This is a genomic window from Marinobacter salinexigens (assembly GCF_008370345.1).
Lineage (GTDB): Bacteria > Pseudomonadota > Gammaproteobacteria > Pseudomonadales > Oleiphilaceae > Marinobacter > Marinobacter salinexigens.
Window position 1 is genome coordinate 98,097 of record NZ_VTUU01000005.1, and the last position, 26,388, is coordinate 124,484.

Annotated in this window: 25 protein-coding genes; 14 read left to right on the top strand and 11 right to left on the bottom strand. The window is 51.6% G+C overall.

All coding sequences use genetic code 11. The features are described from left to right. Positions 1-61: 61 nt before the first annotated feature. The 3 genes from FWJ25_RS11880 to FWJ25_RS11890 are packed head-to-tail and all read left to right on the top strand — an operon-like array spanning position 62 to position 1,357. Positions 62-280, top strand: coding sequence for a DUF2933 domain-containing protein (locus FWJ25_RS11880; protein WP_246166816.1), 219 nt, complete (start codon positions 62-64; stop codon positions 278-280). Continuing rightward, complete coding sequence (locus tag FWJ25_RS11885; protein WP_149600504.1) at positions 273-938, top strand: isoprenylcysteine carboxylmethyltransferase family protein; 666 nt, start codon at positions 273-275, stop codon at positions 936-938. Before FWJ25_RS11880 ends, FWJ25_RS11885 begins: the two co-directional genes overlap by 8 nt. Then, positions 935-1,357 (top strand): c-type cytochrome, encoded by a 423-nt coding sequence (locus FWJ25_RS11890; protein ID WP_227716185.1) that lies wholly within the window; start codon positions 935-937, stop codon positions 1,355-1,357. Before FWJ25_RS11885 ends, FWJ25_RS11890 begins: the two co-directional genes overlap by 4 nt. A gap of 356 nt (positions 1,358-1,713) precedes the next feature. Here FWJ25_RS11890 and FWJ25_RS19615 read toward each other — a convergent pair whose 3' ends face one another. Continuing rightward, positions 1,714-1,953, bottom strand: a complete 240-nt coding sequence (locus FWJ25_RS19615; protein WP_188093618.1) for a hypothetical protein — start codon at positions 1,951-1,953, stop codon at positions 1,714-1,716. Positions 1,954-2,102: 149 nt separating this feature from the next. Next, on the bottom strand, positions 2,103-2,387 hold the full coding sequence (locus FWJ25_RS11900) for a hypothetical protein (RefSeq protein ID WP_149600506.1): 285 nt from the start codon (positions 2,385-2,387) through the stop codon (positions 2,103-2,105). Between the two features lie 275 nt (positions 2,388-2,662). Here FWJ25_RS11900 and FWJ25_RS11905 point away from each other — a divergent pair, with 275 nt between their 5' ends. The 7 genes from FWJ25_RS11905 to FWJ25_RS11935 all read left to right on the top strand — a co-directional run bounded on the left by FWJ25_RS11905 (position 2,663) and on the right by FWJ25_RS11935 (position 10,875). Then, positions 2,663-3,922, top strand: a complete 1,260-nt coding sequence (locus tag FWJ25_RS11905; RefSeq protein ID WP_246166793.1) for a TolC family protein — start codon at positions 2,663-2,665, stop codon at positions 3,920-3,922. A 5-nt stretch (positions 3,923-3,927) separates the two neighbouring features. Next, a complete protein-coding gene (locus FWJ25_RS11910) occupies positions 3,928-5,223 on the top strand; it encodes an efflux RND transporter periplasmic adaptor subunit (RefSeq protein ID WP_113880704.1) in 1,296 nt (431 codons plus the stop codon). Continuing rightward, the gene (locus FWJ25_RS11915) at positions 5,220-8,342 is read left to right on the top strand and encodes an efflux RND transporter permease subunit (RefSeq protein WP_149600508.1); all 3,123 of its coding nucleotides are present in this window, start codon (positions 5,220-5,222) and stop codon (positions 8,340-8,342) included. Before FWJ25_RS11910 ends, FWJ25_RS11915 begins: the two co-directional genes overlap by 4 nt. Before the next feature lie 332 nt (positions 8,343-8,674). After that, positions 8,675-9,145, top strand: a complete 471-nt coding sequence (locus tag FWJ25_RS11920) for a GNAT family N-acetyltransferase (RefSeq protein ID WP_149600509.1) — start codon at positions 8,675-8,677, stop codon at positions 9,143-9,145. Between the two features lie 90 nt (positions 9,146-9,235). After that, complete coding sequence (locus FWJ25_RS11925; protein WP_149600510.1) at positions 9,236-9,634, top strand: GFA family protein; 399 nt, start codon at positions 9,236-9,238, stop codon at positions 9,632-9,634. Between the two features lie 81 nt (positions 9,635-9,715). Further along, positions 9,716-10,216 (top strand): pyridoxamine 5'-phosphate oxidase family protein, encoded by a 501-nt coding sequence (locus FWJ25_RS11930; protein ID WP_149600511.1) that lies wholly within the window; start codon positions 9,716-9,718, stop codon positions 10,214-10,216. Between the two features lie 95 nt (positions 10,217-10,311). Further along, the gene (locus FWJ25_RS11935; RefSeq protein WP_149600512.1) at positions 10,312-10,875 is read left to right on the top strand and encodes a DUF6841 family protein; all 564 of its coding nucleotides are present in this window, start codon (positions 10,312-10,314) and stop codon (positions 10,873-10,875) included. Positions 10,876-12,198: 1,323 nt separating this feature from the next. On the opposite strand, the gene FWJ25_RS11945 is transcribed toward FWJ25_RS11935, so the two are convergent. The 7 genes from FWJ25_RS11945 to FWJ25_RS11975 form a co-directional block, all read right to left on the bottom strand. Next, a complete protein-coding gene (locus tag FWJ25_RS11945) occupies positions 12,199-12,822 on the bottom strand; it encodes an SCO family protein (protein WP_023010649.1) in 624 nt (207 codons plus the stop codon). Next, on the bottom strand, positions 12,819-13,661 hold the full coding sequence (locus FWJ25_RS11950; RefSeq protein ID WP_023010648.1) for a cytochrome c oxidase assembly protein: 843 nt from the start codon (positions 13,659-13,661) through the stop codon (positions 12,819-12,821). Before FWJ25_RS11950 ends, FWJ25_RS11945 begins: the two co-directional genes overlap by 4 nt. A gap of 22 nt (positions 13,662-13,683) precedes the next feature. After that, positions 13,684-14,322, bottom strand: a complete 639-nt coding sequence (locus tag FWJ25_RS11955; protein WP_113880234.1) for a DsbA family protein — start codon at positions 14,320-14,322, stop codon at positions 13,684-13,686. 44 nt (positions 14,323-14,366) lie between these two features. Continuing rightward, positions 14,367-15,368 carry an arsenic resistance protein gene (locus tag FWJ25_RS11960; RefSeq protein ID WP_206769037.1) on the bottom strand — a complete coding sequence of 334 codons (1,002 nt, stop codon included), beginning with the start codon at positions 15,366-15,368 and terminating at the stop codon, positions 14,367-14,369. A 33-nt stretch (positions 15,369-15,401) separates the two neighbouring features. Continuing rightward, positions 15,402-16,310: a cation diffusion facilitator family transporter gene (locus tag FWJ25_RS11965; RefSeq protein ID WP_023011863.1), complete on the bottom strand. Its 909-nt coding sequence runs from the start codon at positions 16,308-16,310 to the stop codon at positions 15,402-15,404. 97 nt (positions 16,311-16,407) lie between these two features. Continuing rightward, a complete protein-coding gene (gene lspA, locus FWJ25_RS11970; protein WP_023011862.1) occupies positions 16,408-16,923 on the bottom strand; it encodes a signal peptidase II in 516 nt (171 codons plus the stop codon). Between the two features lie 4 nt (positions 16,924-16,927). Next, positions 16,928-17,824 carry a cation efflux transmembrane domain-containing protein gene (locus FWJ25_RS11975; protein ID WP_023011861.1) on the bottom strand — a complete coding sequence of 299 codons (897 nt, stop codon included), beginning with the start codon at positions 17,822-17,824 and terminating at the stop codon, positions 16,928-16,930. A 675-nt stretch (positions 17,825-18,499) separates the two neighbouring features. Here FWJ25_RS11975 and FWJ25_RS11980 point away from each other — a divergent pair. The 3 genes from FWJ25_RS11980 (at position 18,500) to FWJ25_RS11990 (ending at position 22,756) form a co-directional block, all read left to right on the top strand. Beyond that, positions 18,500-19,489 (top strand): porin, encoded by a 990-nt coding sequence (locus FWJ25_RS11980; protein WP_226595805.1) that lies wholly within the window; start codon positions 18,500-18,502, stop codon positions 19,487-19,489. 248 nt (positions 19,490-19,737) lie between these two features. Continuing rightward, complete coding sequence (locus FWJ25_RS11985; protein WP_058341921.1) at positions 19,738-21,144, top strand: hypothetical protein; 1,407 nt, start codon at positions 19,738-19,740, stop codon at positions 21,142-21,144. A gap of 73 nt (positions 21,145-21,217) precedes the next feature. Continuing rightward, positions 21,218-22,756: a hypothetical protein gene (locus tag FWJ25_RS11990; protein ID WP_058341920.1), complete on the top strand. Its 1,539-nt coding sequence runs from the start codon at positions 21,218-21,220 to the stop codon at positions 22,754-22,756. A 30-nt stretch (positions 22,757-22,786) separates the two neighbouring features. On the opposite strand, the gene FWJ25_RS11995 is transcribed toward FWJ25_RS11990, so the two are convergent. Further along, positions 22,787-24,100 (bottom strand): ATP-binding protein, encoded by a 1,314-nt coding sequence (locus tag FWJ25_RS11995; RefSeq protein WP_149600514.1) that lies wholly within the window; start codon positions 24,098-24,100, stop codon positions 22,787-22,789. 186 nt (positions 24,101-24,286) lie between these two features. Next, positions 24,287-24,583, bottom strand: coding sequence for a hypothetical protein (locus tag FWJ25_RS12000; protein WP_149600515.1), 297 nt, complete (start codon positions 24,581-24,583; stop codon positions 24,287-24,289). Positions 24,584-24,915: 332 nt separating this feature from the next. Between FWJ25_RS12000 and FWJ25_RS12005 the strand changes: the two genes are divergently transcribed. Continuing rightward, positions 24,916-26,169, top strand: a complete 1,254-nt coding sequence (locus FWJ25_RS12005) for a DcaP family trimeric outer membrane transporter (RefSeq protein ID WP_223163245.1) — start codon at positions 24,916-24,918, stop codon at positions 26,167-26,169. The last annotated feature ends 219 nt before the right edge of the window (positions 26,170-26,388 follow it).

The window sequence follows — 26,388 nt, forward strand, 5'->3', positions numbered from 1 at the left end:
TGACACTGGCTTTTTCGCAAAGGAACCGCTCATGGATCGACGCTTTAAAATTACTTTGGCAATGTTTGCCGTTATCGCACTGGTTTTACTCTGGGGAGAACACAAGGTTCATCTGCTTGGCGCCTTGCCCTGGCTGATACTGCTTGCTTGTCCGCTGATCCATATTTTTATGCACGGAGGGCATGGAGGGCATGGAGGGCATGGAGGGCATGGAGGGCATGGAGGACATAACCACCAGGCAGAGCAACCGGGAAAGAGTGGAGAGCAGCGTGATGACTGATGGTGCATCGGATTATGGCCTTTGGAGCCTAGTGGTGCTGAATTCGGCGATTTTCATATTCTTCGCCTTCAGTTTTTTCAAACCGCAGACCCGCCGGGACTGGCGTTCGTTTGGTGCCTTCAGCGCGTTTCTGGTGGCACTGTTCACCGAGATGTACGGGTTCCCGCTGACGCTCTACTTCCTCTCCGGCTGGCTGCAGAGCCAGTATCCCGACGTGAACTGGTTGGCTCACGACAGTGGCCACTTGCTGGAAATGCTGTTTGGTTGGAAGGGTTCCCCACACTTTGGGCCGTTTCATCTCTTGAGCACAGTGTTTATTGGCCTCGGGTTTTATCTGATTGCGGCTGGCTGGCGTACCCTGTATGCCGCGCAAAAGGCAGGGCAGTTGGCCACAACCGGCCTGTATGCCCACGTTCGCCACCCCCAATATTCCGGCTTTGTGCTCATCATGTTCGGTTTTCTGTTGCAATGGCCCACGCTGCTGACGCTGGCCATGTTCCCGGTGCTGGTGTGGATGTACTCGCGCCTGTCTTTGTATGAGGAGCGTGAAACAGAAAAAACGTTCGGCTCCGATTGGCGGGCCTATGCAGCCAGAACTCCCCGTTTTATTCCTCAATTGAGGAATTTGAGGCGCAAGGAAATCGAGGAACAAGAATGATGCATGGGGCAACTATCTCAATAGGCGTTCTTGCGGTCGCACTAATCAGCGGCTGCGGTAAGACGGTGGATGACCGCTGGTACACACAGGCCCAGGTCGAGCGCGGCGCAGTGGTGTTCGACGACAACTGCGCAAGCTGCCATGGCGGCAATGCCCAAGGCGCTTTCAATTGGAAAAAGACCCTAAAGGATGGCTCTTACCCGCCGCCACCGCTCAACGGAACGGGCCATGCCTGGCGGCACCACTCATTCGACACGCTCATGGCTACAATCAAGCAAGGAGGAGCTCCCCTGGGCGGAAAAATGCCAGCCTTTGATGGCAAGCTCTCAAAGGACGATCAAAAAGCCGCTATTGCCTATTTTCAGAGTAAATGGGACAAGCGGATCTATGAGGCATGGTCTAAAAGGAGTGGGCTCTGATTGGTGCTGTGCCGGTAGACAGCAGTCATGGCCGTTTCATTATGCGTATCAAAACCGAATGCTGGACCCGGGAACTGGACCGGCAACCCAGGATGAGGTGGAACTTCAGCAACGACGATCTGGTCAAGGCCAGCCCGTTTCCTGTCGGTTTACCTCTTGTCCAATGGGTTTTCATGCCACAGATAACGGTGCTGGTTGTAAAATGGATGTTTCTTGTATGGTTTACTCTGAGAGCCAAACGAAGAGGCATCGTGGAATTGAGGTAAATTATATTCCGATGATCAATATAATAAGTAGTCGACTGTCTTTCAAAGAGACAGTCGACTACGGGTTTTGCTCTGACGTTCTGTATTTATTTAACTATGATTGTGATGCGTATTACTTTCTGATTTTCTTTCCTGGCGATTAACATTGGGCCCGCTAAAATCTTTGTGAGCTTGCATGTCTTTCATGCAGGTCATCATTTCGGTTTTCGTTTCGACTGTTTTATTTGGGTAAGTGCGCGCTTCATTGATCCGATCGGCCAATCCTGAATTGGCGGTGGCCATGGTAGAAAATAAAGTGGCAGCTGCGGCAGCGATAATGATTTTTTTCATGATGCTCTCCTTAATTACCTTAAACCGTTCAAGAAATTCAGTTCAGTTTCAGGTTTCTGTGGTTTACTTGAGCTTGATCAGGGTGTCGGCTGCTTGAAGCCCGAGCCAGCCGACGCTTGTGTCTCCACGAGTTGACTTTACCGCAGGAATTACCCTGCGGTATTTTTTTGCCTTTGTTTCAGAGCTTTGTGATAAGCCCGGCCTTCTTCCGTCATCATTTGCACGCGAGCCTCAAAGCCCCCTTCGGACATCGCATTACGTGTCATTTCTCTGTGTAGACGCTGCATATCTTCGTTCTGAAGTATTTCTTCAACAGATAATTTGTCCATCATTTGGTTGTGCATTTCCTTCATGTCCTTATTGTCTGACATGTTGCCAGCAAGCACGGATGTTGAAAGAGTAAATGCTGCTGCAAATTTAATTAATGTTTTCATGTTTACACCTCCTGATTGGTTGGTGATTTTATTAAAGCACCAGTTTCTGAATTGATCCTGAAATTAAAATAAAAAATTCAAAAAAAGAAATTTTATTCAGGAATAACAGCGTCTTGACATAAATCAAATTAAACTATTTAGTCATTAAATTCAGTTTGGTTTCAGATAAGCGCTATAAGATTGCGATTCAGAAACATTTCAATGGAGATATAACATTGTCCATTCTTCCTCACCTTATAAAGCCGGCCTTTCTCTGTGCTTTGGTTTTGCCCAGTTTGCCCGCTTGGACGGCACCCAGACTTGAGTTAACCGGCGCGATTGATGCGGCCATCGAGAACGATCCCTGGCTTCGCCAGAGTGTCCAGATTCAGGATGCGCTTCTGGAAGAATCGATTGCCGATGGCGCCCTGCCGGATCCGAGAATGACCATCGGTGCCGCGAATCTGCCCACAGATACTTTTGATATGGGCCAGGAGGCCATGACTCAGGCTACCGTCGGTCTTACCCAGCGAATTCCACGTGGCAACAGCCGTCAGCTGGCAAGTGCCAGAAAAGAGGAGATGGCCGGGGTTCACCCGTTCATGCGCGAGAATCGTCGGGCACAGGTGGCGGAAACCGTCACGCAACTCTGGCTGGGGGTCTGGCGCTCCGAGCAGAGTATCCGATTGATTGAAAGCAACAGAGGCTTGTTTGAGCAATTGGAAGATGTTGCTGCGGCGGGCTACACCTCTGCCTCCATGGGGGCCAGGCAGCAGGATGTTATCCGGGCTTCGCTGGAGCTGACCAGGCTTGAGGACCGGCTAACAGCACTGCATGTGCAACAGGCATCGAATCGGGAAGCGTTGGCCGAGTGGATTGGCCTGAATCAGGCACAGCTGGCCGTCACCGACCATGTCCCCCGCGAACTGCTGGCAGAACTCCCTTCTGCCTGGGCTGAAACCGCTACTGATTCACTGCCCCGACATCCTGCCGTGCGCGCCACCGATCAGTTGATTGAAGCCCAGAGTGTTGACGTTGATCTGGCCCGCCAGTCCTACAAACCGGAATGGTCGATATCGGCCCAATACGGATATCGGGACCGGGCTCCGAACGGCGAGGACCGGGCCGATCTGTTTTCCGTGGGGATTGGCTTTGATCTGCCTCTTTTCACCGGCAATCGGCAGGACCGGAAGCTCAACGCGTCTGCGGCTAGACTGGAGGCGGCGAAAACCGAGCGCATTCTGCAGCTCCGCGGGTTTCGCGCCAAAGCTCGGGCTGCGGTTGCCAGACTTCAACGCCTGGATGAGCGCATAGCGCTCTATGAGCAGACCTTGCTGCCACAGATGGAAGCGCAGGCGAGTGCGGCACTGACCGCCTACAACAACGATGACGGCGACTTTGCCGAGGCAGTGAGAGCGCGAATTGCCGAGCTTAATGCCCAGGTGGAACTGATTCAGATGAAAGCCGAACGGGCCGGGAATATGGCGAACTTCCGCTACCTGACGGCTGACACTTCCGAGATCCCTACCTTTTCAATGACCCGTTATCAGGACTGATCACTATGGCTAACTTTGTTCGCCCTCTGGGCTTTGTGTTGCTCGGCGGTCTCGCCGGTGCGGTAGCCACCTATTGGTTTGCATCGGACACCCACGCGCTTTCTTCTGCAGAACAGGCCAGCTCCGATTCAAAAGAGCCGCTGTACTGGGTCGCTCCCATGGACCCCAATTTCAAAAGTGACAAACCGGGAAAATCACCCATGGGTATGGATCTGATTCCGGTGTATGAGGGCGGAGGACAGGCAGACGATACGGCGGGCACAGTCCGTATCTCACCGACGGTTGTCAATAATCTGGGGGTTCGCACGGAGCCGGTGATTCAGGGGCGGCTGCCCAACAACATCACCACCGTGGGCTATGTGGCCTACGACGAAGACCAGATGGTTCACGTCCATCCCCGGGTTGAAGGCTGGATTGAAACGCTGTTTGTCAAAGCCGAAGGCGAGCCTGTCGAACAGGGAAAGCCCCTGTACACCTTGTATTCCCCGACCCTGGTAAATGCTCAGGAAGAGCTGCTGTTGGCGATGAACCGTGGCAACCAGAAATTGGTGGAGGCTGCCACAGAGCGGCTGGCGGCGCTGAATGTGCCGGCCAGTCTGATCAGCCGGTTACGCCAGAGCCGGGACATTCAGAGGACGATGACCGTTTACGCGCCCCGCTCGGGTGTGATTGAGAACCTGAATGTGCGCGAGGGTATGTTCATCAAACCGGGAGACAGGGTTCTGTCGATCGCTGCGCTCGATGAAGTCTGGGTGATCGGTGAAGTGTTTGAAAGCCAGCTTTCGGCTGTAGAGGCAGGCAACCGGGTGCAGTTGACCCTGGATTACATGCCCGGTCGTGAGTGGCGTGGCCGAGTGGATTATGTCTATCCGGAAGTAAACCCCAAAACCCGGACAGCCCGGGTCCGGATGCGGTTTGATAACGAGGATGGTGCCCTGATGCCGGGCATGTTTGCCCGGCTGGAGGTTCAGGGTGAGCGGGGAAAACGGCAGTTTCTGGTGCCCCGGGAGTCGGTTATCCGCACTGGCCAGAGTGATCGCCTCGTTCTGGCCCTGGAGGAGGGAGCTTTCAAGTCGATAAACGTCAGCGTTGGGCGCGTGGGGGAAAAGCATGCGGAAATACTCGATGGCCTCACGCCGGGCGACACAGTGGTCACATCCGCCCAGTTCCTGATCGATTCGGAATCCAGCAAAACCTCGGACTTCCAACGGATGTCATCGCCTCAGGATATGGATGAGCAGGGGATGGATCATGAAGGCATGGATCACAGCACCATGAGCCATGGCGGGGGCGAGTCATGATTGCCGCTATTATTCACTGGTCTATTCGTAACCGCTTCCTGGTGTTGCTGGCGACGTTGCTTATCACAGGGCTCGGCCTTTATTCGCTGAAACAAACGCCGGTGGATGCTCTGCCGGATCTGTCCGATGTGCAGGTCATTATCAAAACCAGTTTCCCGGGCCAGGCGCCGCAGGTGGTGGAAGACCAAGTCACCTACCCGATGACGACAGCCATGCTCTCGGTACCGGGCGCGAAAACGGTCAGGGGATACTCGTTCTTCGGTGACTCCTATGTTTACGTGATCTTCGATGAAGACACCGACATGTACTGGGCCCGCTCCCGGGTACTGGAATACCTGTCCCAGGTTGCGCCCAGCCTTCCAGACTCTGCAAGGCCTCAGCTCGGGCCAGACGCTACCGGAGTTGGCTGGGTTTACCTGTATGCGCTGGTAGACCGCACTGGGAACCAGGACCTAAGCCAGTTGCGCAGCCTGCAGGACTGGTTCCTGAAGTACGAACTGCAAACGGTGCCGGGTGTCTCTGAGGTGGCTGCGCTAGGCGGTATGGTGAAGCAGTACCAGGTCAAGGTCAGCCCGGAAAAACTCAGGGCGCTGGGAATTCCTCTGGCTCACATCCAGAACGCCATTAAGAGAGGCAACCAGGAAGTGGGCGCCTCCGTCATCGAGATGGCCGAGGCGGAATACATGGTGCGCACGTCTGGCTATATAAAGTCCCGTGAGGATCTTCTGTCGATTCCATTAGGACTCGATGACAACGGTACCCCCATATTGCTGAAAGATGTGGCCACCGTTGAAGTTGGCCCGCAGATGCGGCGTGGGGTTGCCGAACTGAATGGGGAAGGTGAAACCGTCGGCGGTGTTGTGGTGATGCGCTTTGGTGAGAACGCTCAGGCAACCATTAATGGCGTGAAGGCGAAACTGGAAGACCTGAAATCCAGTTTGCCTGAAGGCGTCGAGGTGGTGACGGTTTACGATCGCTCTGGTCTGATTGAGCGGGCGGTCAATAATCTCGGCTTCAAGCTGCTTGAAGAGTTTCTGGTGGTGGGCCTGGTGTGCATCGTCTTCCTGTTCCACGTGCGCTCGTCGCTGGTGGCGATTCTCAGCCTTCCCGTGGGTATTCTGGCGGCCTTTATCGTCATGCACTGGCAAGGCATCAATGCCAACATCATGTCACTCGGGGGGATTGCCATCGCTATCGGCGCCATGATTGATGGTGCTATTGTAATGATCGAGAACATGCACAAACACATGGAGCGAACCCCGTTAACGTCTGAGAACCGATGGGAAGTCGTTGCACGGTCAGCCTCTGAGGTCGGGCCCGCGCTGTTTTTCTCGCTCCTGATCATTACCGTCAGTTTTGTGCCGGTGTTTGCCCTGGAGGCGCAGGAAGGGCGGATGTTTTCTCCCCTGGCGTTCACCAAAACCTACGCCATGGCGGCGAGTGCGGCCCTGGCGGTGACGCTGGTGCCGGTGCTGATGGGCTATTTCATTCGCGGCAAGGTGCTGCCGGAGCACAAGAACCCCGTGAACCGCCTGCTGGTTGGCGTTTATATGCCGGTGCTGAAGCTGGTGTTACGCTTCCCGAAAACGACGGTTATTGTTGCGTTGCTGGCATTGGCTGTGGGCCTTTGGCCAGCCACCAAAATCGGCAGTGAATTCATCCCGCCACTGGATGAAGGCGACCTGATGTACATGCCCACCACCTACCCGGGCATCTCCATTGGTAAGGCTCGGGAACTGTTGCAGCAAACGGACAAGCTGATTGCCACCGTACCCGAAGTCGAAACCGTGTTCGGCAAAGTGGGGCGGGCGGATACCGCTACCGATCCGGCTCCATTGACGATGATCGAGACCTTCATCCAGCTCAAGCCGAGGGATCAATGGCGGGAAGGCATGACCACCGAAAAGCTGAAGCAGGAGCTCAATACTCTGATTCGGTTCCCGGGGGTAACCAATGCCTGGGTTATGCCGATCATCACGCGCATCGATATGCTGGCAACGGGTATTAAAACGCCGGTGGGCATCAAGATTGCCGGTCCGGACCTTACCGTCATCCAGAACATCGGTAAACGCCTTGAGGAAGTCATGGTCGACATCCCCGGTACAGCCTCCGTTTACTCTGAGCGAGTCGCTGGGGGCCGCTACATCAAGGTGGATATTGATCGTGAGCGTGCCGCTCGTTATGGGCTGAATATCGCTGATGTTCAGCAGGTAGTGGCCTCCGCTATTGGTGGAATCAACGTTTCCAGAACCATCGAGGGACTTGAGCGGTATCCCATTAATCTTCGTTATCCGGAAGACTACCGGGATTCGCCCGAGAAGCTGGAGCAACTGCCCATCGTGACCGCATCCGGCCAGCGCATTGCCCTGGCAGATGTGGCGGAGATCGGCGTGGAGGATGGCCCGCCGGCCATTAAGAGTGAGAATGCCCGCCCGAACGGCTGGACCTTTGTGGATATTGAGGGTGTCGACGTAGGCACCTATGTTGAACAGGCCATGGTTACCGTGAGTGAAGAGCTGGATCTACCTCCCGGTTATTCAATCAACTGGTCTGGTCAGTATGAGTACATGCTCCGTGCGAAGGAAAAACTGACCTATGTGGTGCCGTTAACGCTGGCCATCATCGTCATCCTGCTGTTTCTTAACTTCCGCCGTTTTGCCGAAGTGGGGATTATTATGGGCACGCTACCGTTTGCGATGATCGGTGCTATCTGGCTGATGTATCTGCTTGGTTATAATTTTTCGGTAGCCGTCGGTGTCGGTTTCATTGCGCTGGCCGGCGTTGCGGTAGAGATTGGGGTGATCATGCTGGTGTATTTGAATCAGGCTTATAACGCAATGCTGGAAACGTGTGATGACAAAGGGCTGACGCCAAGGCGAGAAACCCTCCGCCATGCCGTACTACACGGTGCCGGTATGCGGGTTCGGCCAATCATGATGACGGCGGCCGCCATTATCGGGGGGCTTGTGCCCATTATGATTGGCACCGGTACAGGGTCGGAGGTGATGGGCCGGATTGCGGCACCTATGGTGGGCGGTATGATTTCCGCTGTCATTCTGGCGCTGCTGGTGATTCCTGTGCTCTTTTATCTCTGGAAACAGCGAACTCTTGGTGAGTAACGCCGATAGCAAGGTGCCAAGATTCGGCCTGGCACCTTGCTATCACGTCTTTACCGGTTATCACGATCATTCGCAGAGTGCCTACCCGTCTACTGCGCATATTCCAAAATCTATTTGCCTGAACGTTCGCTTTGCGACCGTAGCAGCTAAACAAAAGCGGACATTCGCCCGAATGCAAATTTTTCAAAGCGCGAGCAGCGCTATGAAGGCCGCCGACCCAAAGATAACGCTTTGAAGAGTCGTTGTTATTGAGGATGTGAATCAGGTTTGGACGGGGAGGCAGCGTTGGAATTTAATAAGAATGCCAACTAATAGGCTGTGAGGAGATAGGGATGTCTGTAAGCATTGAGGTGGCCGAGACCACTGACCAGTTTGATGCAGGTGGCCGGTTGATTCGTGAGTATGCTGAGTTTCTCGGGCTGGATTTAGAGTTCCAGGGTTTTTCCAGCGAGTTGGCTTCGCTGCCAACGATGTACGGCCCACCTAAAGGAGCGCTACTGCTGGCCAAACTGAAGGATATTCATGTTGGTGCTGTCGGTCTTAGAGAGTTTGAGTCCGGCATTGCTGAAATGAAGCGAATGTATGTCATTCCGGATTACCATGGCATGGGGGTGGGCAAGGCGCTGACCGAAGCGTTCTTTGGTCGAGCAAAGGAAATGGGTTATGGCTCGGTGCGGCTAGACACTATTCGTGAGCTTGATAAGGCATTGCGACTTTACAGCGATTACGGCTTTAAGGAAATTGAGCCTTACCGATTCAATCCACACCCGGAAGCCGTGTTCATGGAGTATAAAATCCCCTGACAATCGGCTGCACGGCGACTGATTTTACGCCACTTTTCGGCTCCAAACCGGCGTGCAAACCCGGGCGTTATCACACAAGGAGGTGCTTCAATGAAGCAAAGAGGTAGTTGTCTCTGCGGGGGCATTCAATACGAAATTAACGGTCCGCTTACCGATGTTTTGAACTGTCACTGTTCAATGTGCCGAAAGCTTCATGCCACGGCCTTCAGAACTCGCGCTAAAGTGCGGTCTTCTGATTGGCACACCGTCAAAGGTCAGGAGCTGCTGAAGTTTTACGAATCTTCTTCGGGTGAGCACAAAGGCTTCTGCTCAAACTGTGGCTCCAGCCTCTATACCAGGTTCGATGCAGCACCCGAGATTTATGGTTTCCCACTCGGAACACTTGATACCGACCCGGAGGTAAAAGCAGGGCGCCATGTATTCGTCGGCAGCAAGGCCCCTTGGTTCGAGATTACGGATGGTTTGCCTCAGCATGCAGAGTATGAGTGAGGCAGCGATAAAAAGCCGCGTAAGGCGGACGTCCCTGACGAGCCGCGGCTTCGCTTCGCGTTATGCACAAATGGAGACTTTATGAATCTCAAGGATGATTGGAAGAAGGTGAAGTCAGTTCTAGAGCAGGGCCAGGCTTCTACGGTTTACTGCTCAATTGCAACGGTTAATCCTGACGGTACACCCCACATCACGCCAGTTGGTACTGTTTTCCTTCGGGCTGATCAGAGCGGATACTTTTTTGATCATTACGCCGAGGCTTTGGGTAATAACATCGATCAGAACCCGAATGTTTGCATTATGGCAGTCAACGCCGGTCGATTCTTTTGGCTAAGGTCTCTTCTAAAAGGCCGTTTCGTTGCTCCACCGGGCGTGAGGCTTTACGGCAAGGTCGGACCAATACGCGAAGCCACTCCCGAAGAAATCGAGAGGATAGAAAAACGGGTTAAGCCATCTCAGTGGATGAAGGGGGCGAGGTTGCTCTGGAGTGATTTTACCCATGTTCGAGACATTGAATTTACCCATTACAAGCCGATCACCTACCCAGTGATGATGGATGGAATGTGGCCGGAGCATGCATAAAGTGGTCAGCGAGACGCCAACTACGCTGCGTCAAGGCGACCGGTGCGCTCTGCGTTATGTGGCGAATTCCCGGCACACCAAGGAGATAGGTCTACATGGGTGAAAGACAGGAACCCGCCGTAAAGGAGTTTTTTCAAGATTTTGTCGCGGTGTTTTCGAGCTTTGACGGCGACCGCGTGGCCACCAAGTTCAGCTTTCCTTATATGGCTAAAGGGCCAGGCGATGTTTGCCATGTTTTTGATTCACGGATCCAGCTGGCAGAGTATTTTCAGTCACACCTGGATGAGTACTACTCACAAGGGTGCCGTGAATGTCGCTACTCGAACCTTTCTTTAAGTTGGCTTGGTTCTGAATCCGTGGTTGCCTCTGTAACCTGGTATCTGGCGGATACCTCTGGCGCAACAGTCATCTCATGGTCAGAGTCGTACATGCTGACCTTTGTAAACGGGCGTGCCTTTTCATTGGTGCGCCTAAGGGCACATTCTGCTCTGCCTGGAAGTCAGGCGCTCACAGCAAAAACATATAGGGGCTCTCTTACGGGGCTTTTGACCCCACTTCAAAGCCGCTCACGCTGGCTGGGGGGTAGGGCCTACAGGGAGGTAGTGGCATGGCAAAGCAGATTATCAGATGCGTGTGTTTGGCGGTTGTCCTCGTCATAGCTTCTTTGCTTGTGCCGGCAAGGGTTGATGGTAGATCTGAAATGGGTAACGTTCCTCACGGCCTCCCCTTTCCGTTTGTATGGCAGAGCTTAGAAAAACTAGACCCACCTTCGTTTCCGCGCTCCTATGCTGTCATGCTTCCCCAGGAATATCCGACGTGGGTATCATTTGCCAAACTATCTTTGAATATTGTGTTGGTTTGGGGCGTTGCATTTGCTGCGTTACAGGTTTTCAGGCGGTGGGGGCTTGGGCGCAATGTCGTATGAACTCAGCGGTTCTAACCAATGTGTAAACATCGCTGCTTCAGTTGCATCGCTGATTCGCTGCGGTTACCGGAAATCAGGGTTGATGACGCCTACCTGGCGGACGTGGAGGTAAAAAGAGCAAAATCGAAGCTGATCAGGCGGAATGCAAACCGAAAAACGATCAGGACTTTGAAACGATGCTTAAGGAAGAGTGAGATAATCTTCAATCAAGGAGCCAAATGTGAAACAGGGAATTCTAGTCTTGTCTGTCGCCTTACTGGCCGGCTGCGCTTCCTATCAAATGCCTGCAGCTACTTCATCCAGCGAACTGAGCGCCGTAGAGCCTGTTTTTGAACAGGCTGCCGTCGGTGAGGACTGGATCATGACTAATCAAGCCCTAAAGTCGTACCGGGAGGGCTACGTAAGTGCCACCAGGCACAAGGCGTTTGCCCAGTCTGCTGTTGGTGCCTGGTCCTGGAAATCAAACCGCACGTCAGCAACGCACGCCATACAAAATGCCTTGATCGATTGTCGGAAGAATAATGGGAGGCATGAAGCGGATCACCCGTGCAGGATTATTAACGTGGACGGTCAGTGGTCCGGCAAGCGCTAGTGGCTTATAGCTCGGTGAATCCCGATTATGTTTCTAACGGACACCTTAAAAGAGTCATATACCTCCGTTTTTACTGGTTCTGGGGCAGGCCCGCTTGGGCGTGGTTCTAAGATCCGAATGCCCGCTTTGCGACCGCGCCGAGCTTAAACAAAAGCGAACATTCGAGTCAGGCCTTCCTTCTCCCCCCCCCGAAGGTTCCAAGCTCGTCATTGGCCTTTGATTCATCATGGTTGATGGAGCAACTTTCAGGTGCCAACTAATTCCGGTATAGAGTTAGCGATAATGGGCTAAGCCGATGTTTACCCCGATTGACCTGCCCCCAGCTTTCCAAAGGCCAAAAAAACTGGATATGTGAAGCCCGGCAAAAGATGAACATAAGCATCCGACAATCAAATCTTGAGTCACGGGCTGCTGCCGTATTCCGCAGCAGCTAAGCATTACTTTCCAATGGCAAGCTTCGTTAACTCAGGCATCCTCCTGAATAAGAGCAGCGAGGTCATGCCGAATTTCTTCCCCGCTCAAATCGGGCCGCATTAAAAGGCGAGGGTTACCTTCGCGATCAAATACATAAATCGCGCTGCTGTGTGACACCGCATAATTTCCATCAGCGTCAGGTTCGTCATAACCGAAGGTTGTCCTATATCGTTTTGCCAGTTCACGAAGCTGGGGTTCTTTTCCAGTGAGCCCTACAATATTGTCACCGAAGAAATCCACGTATTTTGCGAGGCGCTCGGGCGTGTCACGTTTCGGATCGACACTCACGAACAAAGTGAGTACTTCATCCTGAAGCTCGGGGTCCAGGCCACTGGTTACCTGATTGAGTTTTTGCAGGGCGGTCGGGCAAACATCGGGGCACGAGGTGAACCCGAAAAACAGCATTCTCACGCGGCCACTGTAATCATCGCCAGATACAGACTTGCCCTGGCTATTGATCAGGTCGAATTCCAGCTCAGGCATCAAGCCACTGATGTTTTTACCGTTCCAGTCTTCCTCGTCATTGCCAAAGCAACCAGTCAGCAATAGGGATGCTATCAGCGTTAAGGTCGCCGATATGATGTTGGTGCGCTGTCGCCAGAAGCGAGTTCTCATGACGCTGTTTCCTCAAGTTGTTTGGATTGGTTGGTATATTTTCCGTCCTGATGCATGGCTCGCCGGAGCATCAGAAGAATGCCAAGAATGCTCATCATGGCCGGAGGAATATAGGTCAGCATGCCGCCCAGAAGCTGGTCGACTTCTGGATCCAGCGGCCAGGCCCTGCCACAGACTTCGTAAACGTCATAGACCATGTCACGTGAAAACACGATCCACGCCCCAAGAAACATCTGAAGCACACCTGCGGCGGCCAGAACCAACATGCGTCTGCCATACCCCAGCGATGAGGTGATCGCCGGCGGTCTTGGATCAAAGATCAACCACCAGAACAGCAGGCCATCCAGCAACATGCTCCAGTTCATGACCCAATACAGATCCCGGCTGAGCATGGCGTCAAAATGGATTGATGGCCACAGCCAGAAATAGATAAGCCCGACAAACAGGAAAAGGGCGATAAAAGGCTGTTGCAGAACGTTATAGACCCAGCCCAGAGGCCTCAATGTATGCCTCCAGCCCGGGCTGATTTTTGCGAACCAGAACCGCATGACCGGTAAAGGGTTGGACAGGGCGATCAGGATCGGACCGATATGATGAAGAATCAGGTGCTGACCCCGATGGACGAAGAACATGTATTGTGCGTAGTAATCGAAGCGGGTCTGCATCACCGCATAACAGATCAGTACCCCCAGGGTGAACGCAAAGATCCGCAGTGAGCCTGGCCGGTCCTGTTCCGGCATCCGAATTAGCCCGACGCCATAGAATCCCATCACGAGCATGTAGCTGAGTATGGTCAGCGGCGAGAAATCGTAGGGTAAAAGGTAGTCAAGCAGTGACATAGCGTTGCCGGTTGTTTTGTTGTTATTTCAGTGACCCTACCTTGGATGTCACCAGGTCGTACAGTTCCTGAGGCCCCAGGCGGCTCAAGGTGTCTCCGTTAACGTAGAATGTTGGGGTTCCGGAAATTCCAACCGCCTTAACGTCCGCAGCATCCTGTTGAATAATGCCGTCAATCTCGGGTGAGTTCATACCGGCCCGAGCGGCTTCGACATCAAGTCCGGCTGACGCCGCCGCATCCCATGCTGCGGCGACCTTTGGATCATCGTGCCATTTCGGTTGTGCTTCCATAACAGCGTCCAGTACCGGCTCATAGACCCCCTGTTCACGGGCGGTTTCCAGGATTCTGACGGCCTCTTCCGAGCCTTTGTGAAACAATACGTAGCGCAGTACCAGACGCACGTTGTCCGGGTAGGCAGCCTGAATCTGTTTCACATAGGGATGCATGGCGCGACAACCTTCGCAGGATGGGTCGAAGAACTCGACAATGGTTACCGGCGCGTCCTCAGGGCCAATAACGGGAGAGTAATCCCTCACCAGTGGCGTTTTTTCAACAACGGCGGGTTCATTAGTGCCCTGGGAGCGATCGTAAATAACAAAAGCACCAGCAAAGACAACCAGACAAAAAAGAAGGAGACTGATGACCAGGGTTCGGGTTTGCACGGGAGATCTTCCTATTTTAAATGAGTTTACGGGTTTCAGATTATTCAGGTGTCCGGTAGCAGCCGACTAGGCACCCACCGCAGATAAAGCATCATTCCAAACAGTTCCAACAAAGACTGGACGACAATCACCACGACGGCCACAGCCCAGGCCTCTGGCATTGACAGTGCCAAAGGTAAAACCACGAAGGAGTTGCGTGTTCCTAGGCTGAAGATGACGGTGCGACCGGTTTCTACCGGTAATCGAAAGACCCGGCGCAGAGCCTTTCCAACCAGAGCCGCAGCTAGAAGATAGGCCGGAAACAGAATCATCAAGGGCCAGATAAGTGAGCCGGTACTGTCGATCTGGCTGACCTGTGTCATTGAGATGATGAACAGTACGACTGTCAGCAGAGGGACCGGCATCAGACCCATGAAGCGAATGAACCCGATGGCTTTTCTGGAGTTTTCGGCCCATTTTTCAGTCAGAAATGCCAGGATAAGCGGGACAATAATCAGCCCGCCAAAGGCCGGCAGGAGGTGCCGCCCAAGCTCAAGATTCACGTCGAACTGATTACCCATGAAAAGCCAGAGGTAAAGTGGAAGAAGACCCAGTTGAGCAATCAGCAGAACCGGTGTTGCCGCAATGGCTCGGGTGCTGTCCCCCTTGCCTAGGTGAGTGAAGGTGACAAACCAGTCGGTACAGGGCATCAGCAATACCAGAAGCACTCCCAACTTCAGCGCGTCATTGTCCGGCAGCGCCAATATCAGCAAGGCAGTGATCGCCGGCATGACCAGAAAATTTCCGGTGAGCAAGGCACCCATGAACCGACGGTCCCGGAACATATCAGACAGGTGGGTCAACGGTGTTTGAGTAAATGTGGCGTAGAGCAGAACTCCGAGCAACCCCCAGATTAAGTAATCCGGCACACTGTCACCGAGGGACGATGTCCAATCCACAGACAGTCCGAAAACAACAGCGATGAGGTAGGCCCAGACCTGGTGGCGTTCAATTACGTCTCGCATGGCGTGCTCGTAACCGAGTGGAATGTCGGCCATTCGCAGCATATCTGCCACACGGTACCCTTTTCAGCAGCCCTGCTAGCCATGGCCATAAGTATGGGCATCTTTGTGACTGTGATCAGGATGTTCAAACTCCAATGTTGAATGAGTGATGCCGAACTCGTTTTCCAAAGCTCGTTTTATCCCACCCTTGACTTTTTCAAGTTCATTCCAGGCACTTATTTCGACCACCACATGGGCGTCGAGGGAGGCATCATGCTCACCCATCTGCCAGAAATGTACGTGGTGAAGGTCTAAAACGCCTTCTACGTTTGATAAAGCCTCGATGACAGAATCTGTGTCGATATCCAATGGACTACCCAGCATGAGTGTCCGGATGGTTCCGCCGATTTCCGTTAGACCCAGGTAGAGAATATAGCTTGCGATACCAATTGTGATCGCGGGATCAACCCAACGCATGTCGTACAGGAGAATCAGGGCGCCGCCTACAACGACTGCAATTGACGCAAACGCATCAGACAAGTTGTGTAGAAACAGCGCACGGATGTTGACGCTGTCCTTTTGCATGGAGTAAGTAAGCAGCGCGGTCAAACCATCCACTACCAATGCGATAATGCCAAGCCAAACTACCCACCACCCCTTGATTTCCGGGGGATCTATGAATCGCATGCCACCTTCGTAGATCAAATATGCCCCGATCATTATCAAAGTGGTGTAATTTATGAGTGCCGCAACAACCTCAATTCTCCCGTAGCCAAAGGTCATCTTCGAGTCGGCCGGGCGGCGTGCAATCTTCCGCGCCGCAAATGCGATAAATAGTGACGCCATATCCGAAAAGTTGTGTATAGCGTCGGCTATCAGCGCCAAGCTGCCAGCGAAGATCCCTCCAGCGATCTGAGCCAAGGTTAGGATACCGTTCGCCCAGATAGCTACTGCAACTCTCTTATCCTTAGTATCCGGTGACATGTGAGCATGCTCGTGGCCCATTGTTTTCTCCTTGGTCGTTGCTGTTCAATTAAACGTAGTCGCAACACTCGCTAAGCCTGGCTCAGAGGGCTTAGCGAGTGTTGCGACCGCGCGAAAACTAGCCATTCTGGCGATTTTCCATGTTATTCCCGGCACCTTTCTCGGCTGTGAAGCTCGTGACCAAAATCATGGCCACGCCCAGGACGATGAACACGTCGGCAAGGTTGAACGCCGGCCAGTGCCGGGATTGCCAATGAAAATCCAGGTAATCGACAACATAGCCTCGAAAAACTCGGTCGATGACATTTCCAAATGCACCGCCAAGTACCATCGAATAGGCTAGTGCTTCGGTTCGCTTATGGCTGTCCCGAATCAATTTGACCAGAACAGCCGAGACGACAATGGCTATCGCAATAAAAAAATATCGCTGCCAGCCACCGCCATCGGCAAAGAGACTGAAGGCAGCGCCTTTATTCCATACGTGCACCCAATTAAAGAAAGGGGTGATCTCAACCGATTGTCCGTAAGCCATGGATTGCTGGACGAGCCATTTAATAAGTTGGTCGGCCAGAGCTATAAGTGCCGAAAAGCCGAGAAAAGTGAGCGTAAAAAAGCGAGAACGGTCTTCAGACATCGAATTATCCTTTTAGCGCAAGGATGCGCTTGGCACCAATGAGTACAATGCCTCCCACAATACCGCCAATAACCAGATCCGGGTAGTTGGAGCCGGTCCAGGCAACAAGAAGGGCTGCAAGGATAACTCCCAGATTGATAACCACATCATTGGCCGAAAATATCCAGCTGGCTTTCATGTGAGCACCGCCGTCACGGTGTTTGGCGATCAGGAGCAGGCAACTGATGTTGGCAATAAGGGCCACAGATGCGACGGCCATCATCATTGACGACTGGGGATCACTGCCAAACAGAAAGCGCCTGCCAACTTCAACCAGTACCCCAGCGGCAAGGATAAGCTGGAGTATGCCAGCCACATGCGCCGCTCTGACCTGCATTTTGATGCCGTGCCCAACGGCGTAAAGCGCGAGACCGTAGACGGCGGCATCGGCAAGCATGTCTAGCGAGTCTGCAATCAGGCCAGCGGACTGGGCGATCAGGCCCATCGTCATCTCGACCAGAAACATCAGTGCGTTGATTGCCAGCAGTATCCATAAAGTGCCGGACTCTTCGCTTTCGTTGGCCTTAGAAGATTCAGCCGCTCTGACGGATTCAGCGCTGGCGTCTTCTGTCCTCTGCAAGGAAGCGCCCAGACCCAGGGTTTCCAGTTTGCTGGTAATAGGTCCGACTTCGCCTTGATGGATAATTTCCAGCTTTCGATTCGATAGGTCGAATGAGAGTGACTGAATGTTGTCAAAACCCGTGAGCGCCATTCGAATCATTCGCTCTTCTGAGGGGCAATCCATTTTCGGCACGCTGTAGGTGCTGAGCTGGCTGTCTGTTTCGGCGGTGACGGGGCTCTGAAGCTCATTGTTAACGACAGAATCTTCGCTGCCACACTGTCCATCGCAGGGTTTGCTCATTTTCGCGGCTCCGGTTCTCACACAAGTTCCGTTATTTAAAACCCTGTAGTCACTACAGGGTCAACGTTAAGTTGTTAGTTTTTGACGACACTGGTGAACCCACCGCGATTCGACGACTTGCGGTATGACCCTGTAGTAACTAAAGAGTTGAACTGGAGTACATTAAAAGGAGTTTGAGCAACGATGAGGCAGGGCAACAAGAGCGTACTAATCCTTGGTAGCTACGGAGCTGCAGGGGCGGCTATTGCAACACTCTTGGGCAACGGATCGACAGCGACATTGTCTTGGCAGGCCGGTCGCTGGAAAAAGGGCGTGAACGGGCGGAACAATTAGATCGCCCGGGGAATACCGGGCAGAGCTGGCATCAAATTAACAAGGTGGTGTCCGGTTTAGCGGGGGCCACCACAGGGAGCGAACAGAAGAATTTAGTGAATGACCTGGCGTCAGACGGAAAGCGCTTCCGTGCCCACGACGCGATGTACGAAGACAGCCGCTTATATTCAAGTTCAATTCAGTGTCAAAGGATATAATAAAAGGTTTTGGTTTTAGGTTGTTGAAATACAAAGAAAAAATTTAAAAATGTAACAACTCTGCAATAAGTGCAAAGCACCATCTACTCAGCATTTGAAAGACTTCAAGTGTCATTTTGAATCTATCTAATCTGAAGAGGTGTCCATGAAAAAGTGTCTATCAATGTTGGTGTTTGGTGGGGTTGCAGTAACTTCAATGAATGCACTAGCGGGGGAAGGTCCTATCCTGTACGGCAAAGCCAATGTTTCGTATGAAAACCAGGACGACGGTAATAGCGATACCTGGAAGCTCCAGAGTAATGCGTCCCGTCTGGGGGTAAAAGGGGCGCTCAATACCGACCTCGAAGGCTTGGAGGCGATCTACAAGGCAGAATTTGAAATATCGATTGATGATGGAGATAAGGATGGCCAGACTTTCTCGCAGCGTAATATTTACGGTGGCTTCAAGCAGGCGAACCTCGGTGCACTGATTGCGGGAAAATTTGACACACCTTTAAAGTCAGCGCAGGGCAAGGTTGACCAGTTCAACGACTTACAGGCGGATATAAAAAATATCATGGCTGGTGAAAATCGGACCAGCAACATTGTTCAATACAGTTCTCCACGTCTGTTTGATGCTGTGGGCGTTAGTGTTGCCGTCATCCCGGGTGAAGAGCAGTCAGCTGGGGCAGAGAACGACGGACCTGCGGATGCAGTTTCCAGCTCTTTTACGTTTGAGAATGATCGTTTTTACGGAAGTATTGCCTACGATTCTGATATCGAAGATTCACTGGAAGCCGATTCAAGTGGCGATAGTCGTCTTAATATCCTGCGAACCGTAGGGAAGGTCCGATTAAGCAACTTCGAGATCGGCGCAGTTTACCAGTTGGCAGAAGAAAGCGATGGCCCTGGAGAAGATACGTCTTATCTGGTTGGTGGTGCCGTTAATCTTGAGCGTTGGAAGATCAAGGCACAGTACGGACTGACCGAAGCCGAGACAACAAACGAGGAGCTAACCCTGCTGGCCTTGGGGCTCGATTATAAACTGGCGAGCAAGAGTAAGGTCTATGCGTATGTGTCTCAGGTGGAGGCGGACTTGGCCGACTCTGAGGACTCCACATTTGGTGTGGGCTTCGAGCATAAGTTTTCCATGTAGAGTCGAGCGTGATCGCTGAATACAGGGGGACCGACGTATCTGAAATCTTTTCCGGATTTCAAGCTCATTTAAGGTTCGTGTGAGAGTCTACTTGTGAGTTAACTAAGGTTATTTAATGGCGGGAATGCTTCATTCTCGCCTTTTTTTTGACCTTTAGTTCGTTGTTCTAGCTGGTTTTAAGATTTGCGCCACGATCCGTACGAATCGGATATCACAAACAATTAAGAAAGAAACTGGAGGGGAATACGTTGAAGCGCAACATTCTGGCCACTGCGATTGCAGGGATGACAACACTGTCGGGAAGTTGGGCCGCGACGGCAGCGGAGGTTGAATTCCACGGTGATATGGATAACCGCTTTCAGGCCTACACCAATCAAAGAGACTGGTTTGCTGGTGGTAACTCAGGTGGCGGTACGCTGAAAGATGACGAGCCGACCGAGAGCTTCGGCGAGGTCAAATATCGCTTCTGGGCGAAGGCAACTTCCGACGACAAGAAAGTTACCGGTGTATTCGCGACGGAGATTGGTGGCATCCGCTACGGTGAGGGGTCGGGTGGCGACTATTCCGGTGATGGTGTGAACATCGAAACACGGTGGGCTTATGTGGATTTCTTGGTGCCCAACACGCTAGACCAGCGCGTCTCGCTGGGCTTGCAGCCAGTGTCAGTGAACCGACATGTCTGGACTGAAACCGCCACAGCCGCTGTTTGGAAAGGCTCACTGGGCTCTGGATTTGACTATCAGTTGTTATGGGGGCGAGGTGACTCTTCCAATGAGAGCGGCGTCGACTCAGAACAGGACGAAGGCTGGGATGGCGCGGACAACTTCGCGATCAACCTGAACAAGCGTTACTCACCGAACCTGAGCGCGGGCCTATTCTATCTCTATCAGATGAATGATCAAATTGCTGAGGGAGTAGGTACGGTAAATAGCAGGGAGTATGAACTGAAGAGTATCGCTGATAACTCCAAATATTCCGTTTCCAGCTTTGGGGTGGAGATGGATTATGGTCAAGAGACGTCGCTAGGCCGCATGTTCGTGAAGGGTACGGTGATTGGCCAAAGCGGAACAATAGAAGGTGTAAATTTCGTCCCATTGAATGGTGCTACGAATCCCAATACGAACTATGACCTTTCGACCGTTCTGGGACGCGGCGAGCTCGGGCTGCAATTTGGACCAAACCAACTGACGTACACCGTGCTCTACGCATCGGGCGATGGCAATGAGCAAGACGGGGACTTCGACGCCTTCATCGCCACGGATGTCGACTTCAGCGACAGTATGATTTTTCAGGAAAACATGACGAGCGATGACTACTTCGCCGAAACGCCCTATATCCTCGACAAAGGGTATTTCATGAACAAGCTACAGCTCGATCATAAAGTAGCGGCCAATATTACGGTCAGCGGAATGATTGTCTACAACCGCTTGGCTGAGGACATTGCACTTGCCGATGGATCGTCCTCAAAAGATCTCGGACTGGAATTTGGCTCCAAGGTCTCGTACTTCCCATACCCTTCGCTTGAGCTGTCGGCAGAAGCTGCATACCTGGCATCAGGCGATGCCATGGATGCGCTGGAGGAAACTGCCTTACAGGACGGCAAAAGCGATCAGGACATTGTTCATGTTGCCGGTCGGGTAAGGTACAAGTTCTAACAAGAACGGGGTGGTGGGAGCGCCACCCCGCTTTTGTTATACGAAATGAATCCGCATTAAGTGACTTTTTCCTATGATGACTCGTTCTGCAGTATTTGTGTTCCTGATGCTACTACTAGCTGGTGCGGTACAGGCGGTTGAGCGTGAGCATCCAGCAAAGGCAAAGGTCATTCAGGTAGATCGTGATCAAAAAGTGCTTTCCCTCACAGTCGACGATGCCACTGTTGAGGTAGGTGATTTGTTTGTTGTGTTGCGGGAGCCTGATCATGCAGGCATCCCGGAGAAAAACCTTGCAGTCATCGGTATCGAGAGTATCGGAAAGGATCAAGCAGTAGGGAAAGTGCTGTTTGGAACGATGCCCTCCGTTGGCGCTGTATCGAAACGCTTCTACGGTATTCCGGCGGTGTTTACTGACAGAGTCGGCGATCCCACGCCGGTAACGCCGGCGTTGAAAGCCCGATTTCCTGATCTTTTGTGGCGGGACGAGCCAGAGGCGTCAAACGATGTGCCATTGGTGCGCTTTCAAGTTACCGGGAGAGGTCAAGCCGTTGCGACCTACAATAACACCTGGTTGGTCGGCATCGTACAGACCGATGCTGAAGCACATCGGGTAGGTTCAGTTGAGGGGGAGGCTTCATCGTCTCCATATGCGAAGCTGCCAATCAATGCAAAGTCGTTGTCCGCGTTTCGTTCTGGCAGCGATTACTATTTTGCGGCGGAGCATGGAAACAAACTCAGCTTTTTCCTTGTTGATTCCAGCGGGGCTGTTCAGAGCCTGGCGTCCATTGAGGTGCCCCGTCGGGAGAAAGTCATCCGAATGGACTGGTACGTTTCAGAGAACTCATATTACCTCATTTTGAATCAGTGGAATGGCCGTAGTGTTTCAAGTTCTTTGATCCAGTTGGCCGAGGGGAAGGCTGAAACCATCGGTTTCATTCCCTTAATCTTGGGATTGCAGGATTTGGACGCTGACGGTCGCCGGGAAACTATTCTCGGGCAGTCTTTCTACTCAGAGCAGGGGTTTGGTTCAGAGATCTATAAAATATCAATCTCACCGAACGGGCCTGATCTTGAGAAGGCCGTTCATGAAGAATTAAGCCAGTACACGCCAGTGTTCCGGGTAATCGGTGCCGTTGTTCAGAACGAACCGAGACCTTTGAATATGGTGACCGTCTCCCAAGGGAAGGTTTCATTTTTCCCTGCTGGCACCGAGGGCCCACATCTGGACTATGAGATTGGAAGCCGGGTGGCAGGCACGAGTATGACTTACGACGTGTCGCCTGAGTTGGTGTTTAGTCCGAGGCAAACACTATTTTTGCCGAACCTGCTCGTACGCTCCGGTGGGGACGCAGTTAATATCGGGATTCCACAGGAATCCAGTGCAGCCGAAGATATGATAGGTGTTTATGATACTCGAGTTGATTGGTTGACGCTGAGATCCGGGAAATCTCCCAAAACGCAGTCAACAAGTCTTCTAACGTCGGTTCCGGTGTCCCCCGTATCAGGCAATACAGAGTTATTCTTTATGTCGCCGGATGAAAACTCAGTTCAAAGTGACAGTTTTGACGTTGAGACGTTGGTGTATCGGGCTGCTATGCCTACTGGTCGCTGACTAAAGCTGGATAAGTTGCCCTTGTAGTCGTCAAATGCTTCTGGGAAGCTCGATTAGAACCCGAAGACCACCTTTGGGTGATAAAGAAAAATGCATGGCACCACCGTAGTCATTGATGATTTCCTCAACGATTGATAGGCCAAGGCCATAGCCAGGGGTTTTTTCGTCCAGTCTTTTCTGGCGCTTGGTAAGATCGGCGAGTTGGTGTGACGCTACTCCGGGGCCGTCATCTTCAACAAGAATGGTCAAAGTGTCATCGTGAAGTTTCAAGTGTAGATGAACTTCCTGAGAGCACCATTTGCTTGCGTTATCAAGCACATTACCCAAGATCTCATTAAAATCACGCTCATCAATTGGCCAGACAAGCTCTCTGGGTAATGTTTCTTGAAGATGGATCTGTTTGTAAGGATAGATTCGACTGACTACGTCCACCAGTGCCAGAGTTCTCTCAATGATCGGTGTCGCCTTTCCAATGTACTGACCGGACATTTCGGTTTTTCTCATTTGAGTGTCGATCAGCTCGTGCATTTCAGACAGTTGAGACTTAATTTGACTCGCGATTGTGGTGGGAATGGCTTCGTCATTGATCATGGAGTTTATGACGGCAAGGGGGGTTTTTAAGCTATGAGAAATATCTGCGGCTAGGTGGCGTGAACGGGTAAGTTTTTTGTCGTACGACTCTAATAGACGATTAAGATGTTTGACAAGTTCATTGAATTCTTCAGGTACGTTCTCATCCAGTCTATTACGCTCACCCTTTTTAAGCGACGTTAATTGGGAACTCATCATTTTTAAGGGTTTTAGTGCGATAGTTACCCCAATAAATATGATCATTGATATCGTAACGAGAATTGCAAAAGATATTATCCATATAAGAACGTGAATTTTGTCAAGCGTGTTTGGGGAGTAGGAGCTTTTTTCAATTATAGTAACGCTTAGTTTATCTTGTCTGTTATTAAATATTTTGTAATAGCCAAGGATTGAGCGATCATCATCCGATATGTGAAAAATTCCAGGCTTTTTGAACGATTCTACCACCTGTAATTTCGGTTTAATGTTCTCGCTTGTAAAACTCCGACCTTGACTGTCTTCGATGTGAACAGAATATTGAGACAATGAAAAATTTCTGAGAGAGGATTTTGTAATTTCTTCTTTATCATTTGTTAGCATCTTTGAGAGTCGGTTAGCTGCAGCCTCTAGCTGCTGCCTGTGAAGCTCGTCATGGATATAGTCGATTAAAAGGGTGTGTGAGAAGAATATTAGCCCGGTACACGCGAAACCCGTTAGTGTCAGGAAAGTAAGCAGTTTCCGTTTTATTGAAGGGCGTTGTTGTTTTCTGGACATGTTGTCTGCCAAGCAGGTGGTTAGAATTTGTTATCGACTAAATCTAGGCCTAAAAAAGCCGCACTACAAAAGTAGTGCGGCAAGACGGAATGGTGGAGACCATTCACGATGCAACTGGTTTTAAAATGTCGTGTGTCGACAAGTTTCTATTATTCAATCGAAAAAGCTATTGGTGCGACATTATTTCTAATGAATCAGCTGATCTTTTGAGAATTGGTCTGATTTAGATAGATTAATATCGCCCGACTTTATCATCTCGTGATAAATGTCGTCTTTATTCGATTGCATCAATTTTCGGCGAGCTTCCATGCCTACTTTAGATAAGGCTGCCTGAGTCATTACCCTATGCTGTCTCTTCATGTCCTGAACGCTGCTTTCGGATAGCATGTTTTGTGCCAGGTTGCCATCATTGGCCTCAGAGGCATGGAGACTTCCTGCCGCCAAGGTTAATGCTAGAGATGTGAGCAAGAGATGTTTTCTCATAGAGTCACCTTTAAGTTGAATGGTCTGCATCCCGATGGAAACAGATGAACTTTAACTCAGCTTGAAAAAATAAAATTAGATGATGAAAAGGGCTCAGTTAGAAGAGCGGTTGCGATGGGGCGTTAATACAAAGGTATTAAGGGGGCTTTTTTTCAATTTCGTTTCAAGTTCATCTGCTATCAATGGCGAGTCGTTGTTCTGGCGGAAAGTGCGAGATCAATGAACAACTTACCGGTAGTGGCCGACAACTGAAGCGCATTAGCTGTCTGTTTGTTAAGGGCCAAATACCGGTCAGATGACATACAACGAAAGCTCATGGAGACTGATTTACAATGCAAACTAATAAACTCAGGCTAGCGATGAGAGCAACACTAGCGCTTGCGGTTACGGGTCTGCTGGCCCCGTCTGTTCATGCGCAATCTGCAACTGAACTTCAGACACAGATTAATGATTTGCAGCGCCAATTGGATGACATGGCGGAAAGTAAGGGGTCGGAAGGTTGGATGGTGCCTGGCACTAACACCACTGTAACAATCGGTGGCTATGTCAAGCTGGACATGATCTATGATTTTGATCAGGACATGGGAGACAGTCTGTTCGTAGCAGGTCTTGACACTGCTAATAGCGAAAGCGACCCTTCATTCCGAGCCCATGCTCAACAATCACGGGTTCGCATTAAGACAACCACGCCAACCGACGTGGGCGATGTCAAAACGACCGTTGAAGGTGACTTCTTCGGTGGTGGCGGCAACGAAATTTTCTCGAACTCCAGAGGGCTGCGTCTTCGTCACGCTTATGGTGAGCTGAACGGTCTGCTCGCAGGTCAGACTTGGACCAACTTCATGCAGTTTACCGCCTATCCGTCCACCGTTGATTTTGACGGCCCTGTAGGTGTTTCGTTTATTCGTCAGGCACAGCTACGCTACACCATGCCTCTGGGTGGCGGTGCTAATTTTTCAGTTTCCGCTGAGAATCCGGAAACAACGGGTTTTGACGGCTCTCGCGATAATGCGCCGGATCTAACCGCCAAATACAAGTGGGCCGGTAGTGCTGGTGGCATTGAAGTTGCCGGTCTTGCACGTTCGTTTCAGACTGACTCTGCCGCTGCTACGGGCGACGATAACGCCTTTGGTTATGGCGTTTTGATTGCTGGTCGGCTAAACCTGACCGACACCACCACGGTCATGGCAGGGGCAATCTTTGGTGACGGCGTGGGTCGTTACATTTATAGTTCCTTCAGCAATAATGATAGCAGCGCTAGCCGCACTGGTATTGGCGAGGCATACGTTGACGCCAACGGAAACCTTGAAACCATTGAGGCATATGGCGCCAACGTTGCTATTAGTCAACAGTGGACGCCAAAGTTCTCCTCTGGTCTGTCTTATGGGCGCGTAGAGGGTGATCAGCCAGAAGATTTGTTCCCGAACTCCTTCGAAACTCTGCAAAGCGTTCACTTCAGCAACTTTTACAAAGTTGCTGACCCGGTAACGCTGGGATTGGAGCTTTCCTTCGCGGACAAAGAGCTGGCCAACGGCGAATCTGCTGACAACACTCGACTGCAACTGGCTGCACAGTTCGATTTTTAATCGTTCATAGTGTTGCTCCACACCATTGGACCCAACGACGGGCTTAGATAAGCCCGTCGTTTTTTATCTCCAGTTCCCTCCGATGCGCTGGATGAAGTTCTCCTCTTTTATCCCTTTCTTTCCCCGATTTTTGACTATATCTCGCCATAGTTCCGTCGCACTCCGTACGAGTTAAGGTCTGATGACGCCGAATTCAGACTGATTTAAAGGTCTATCTGT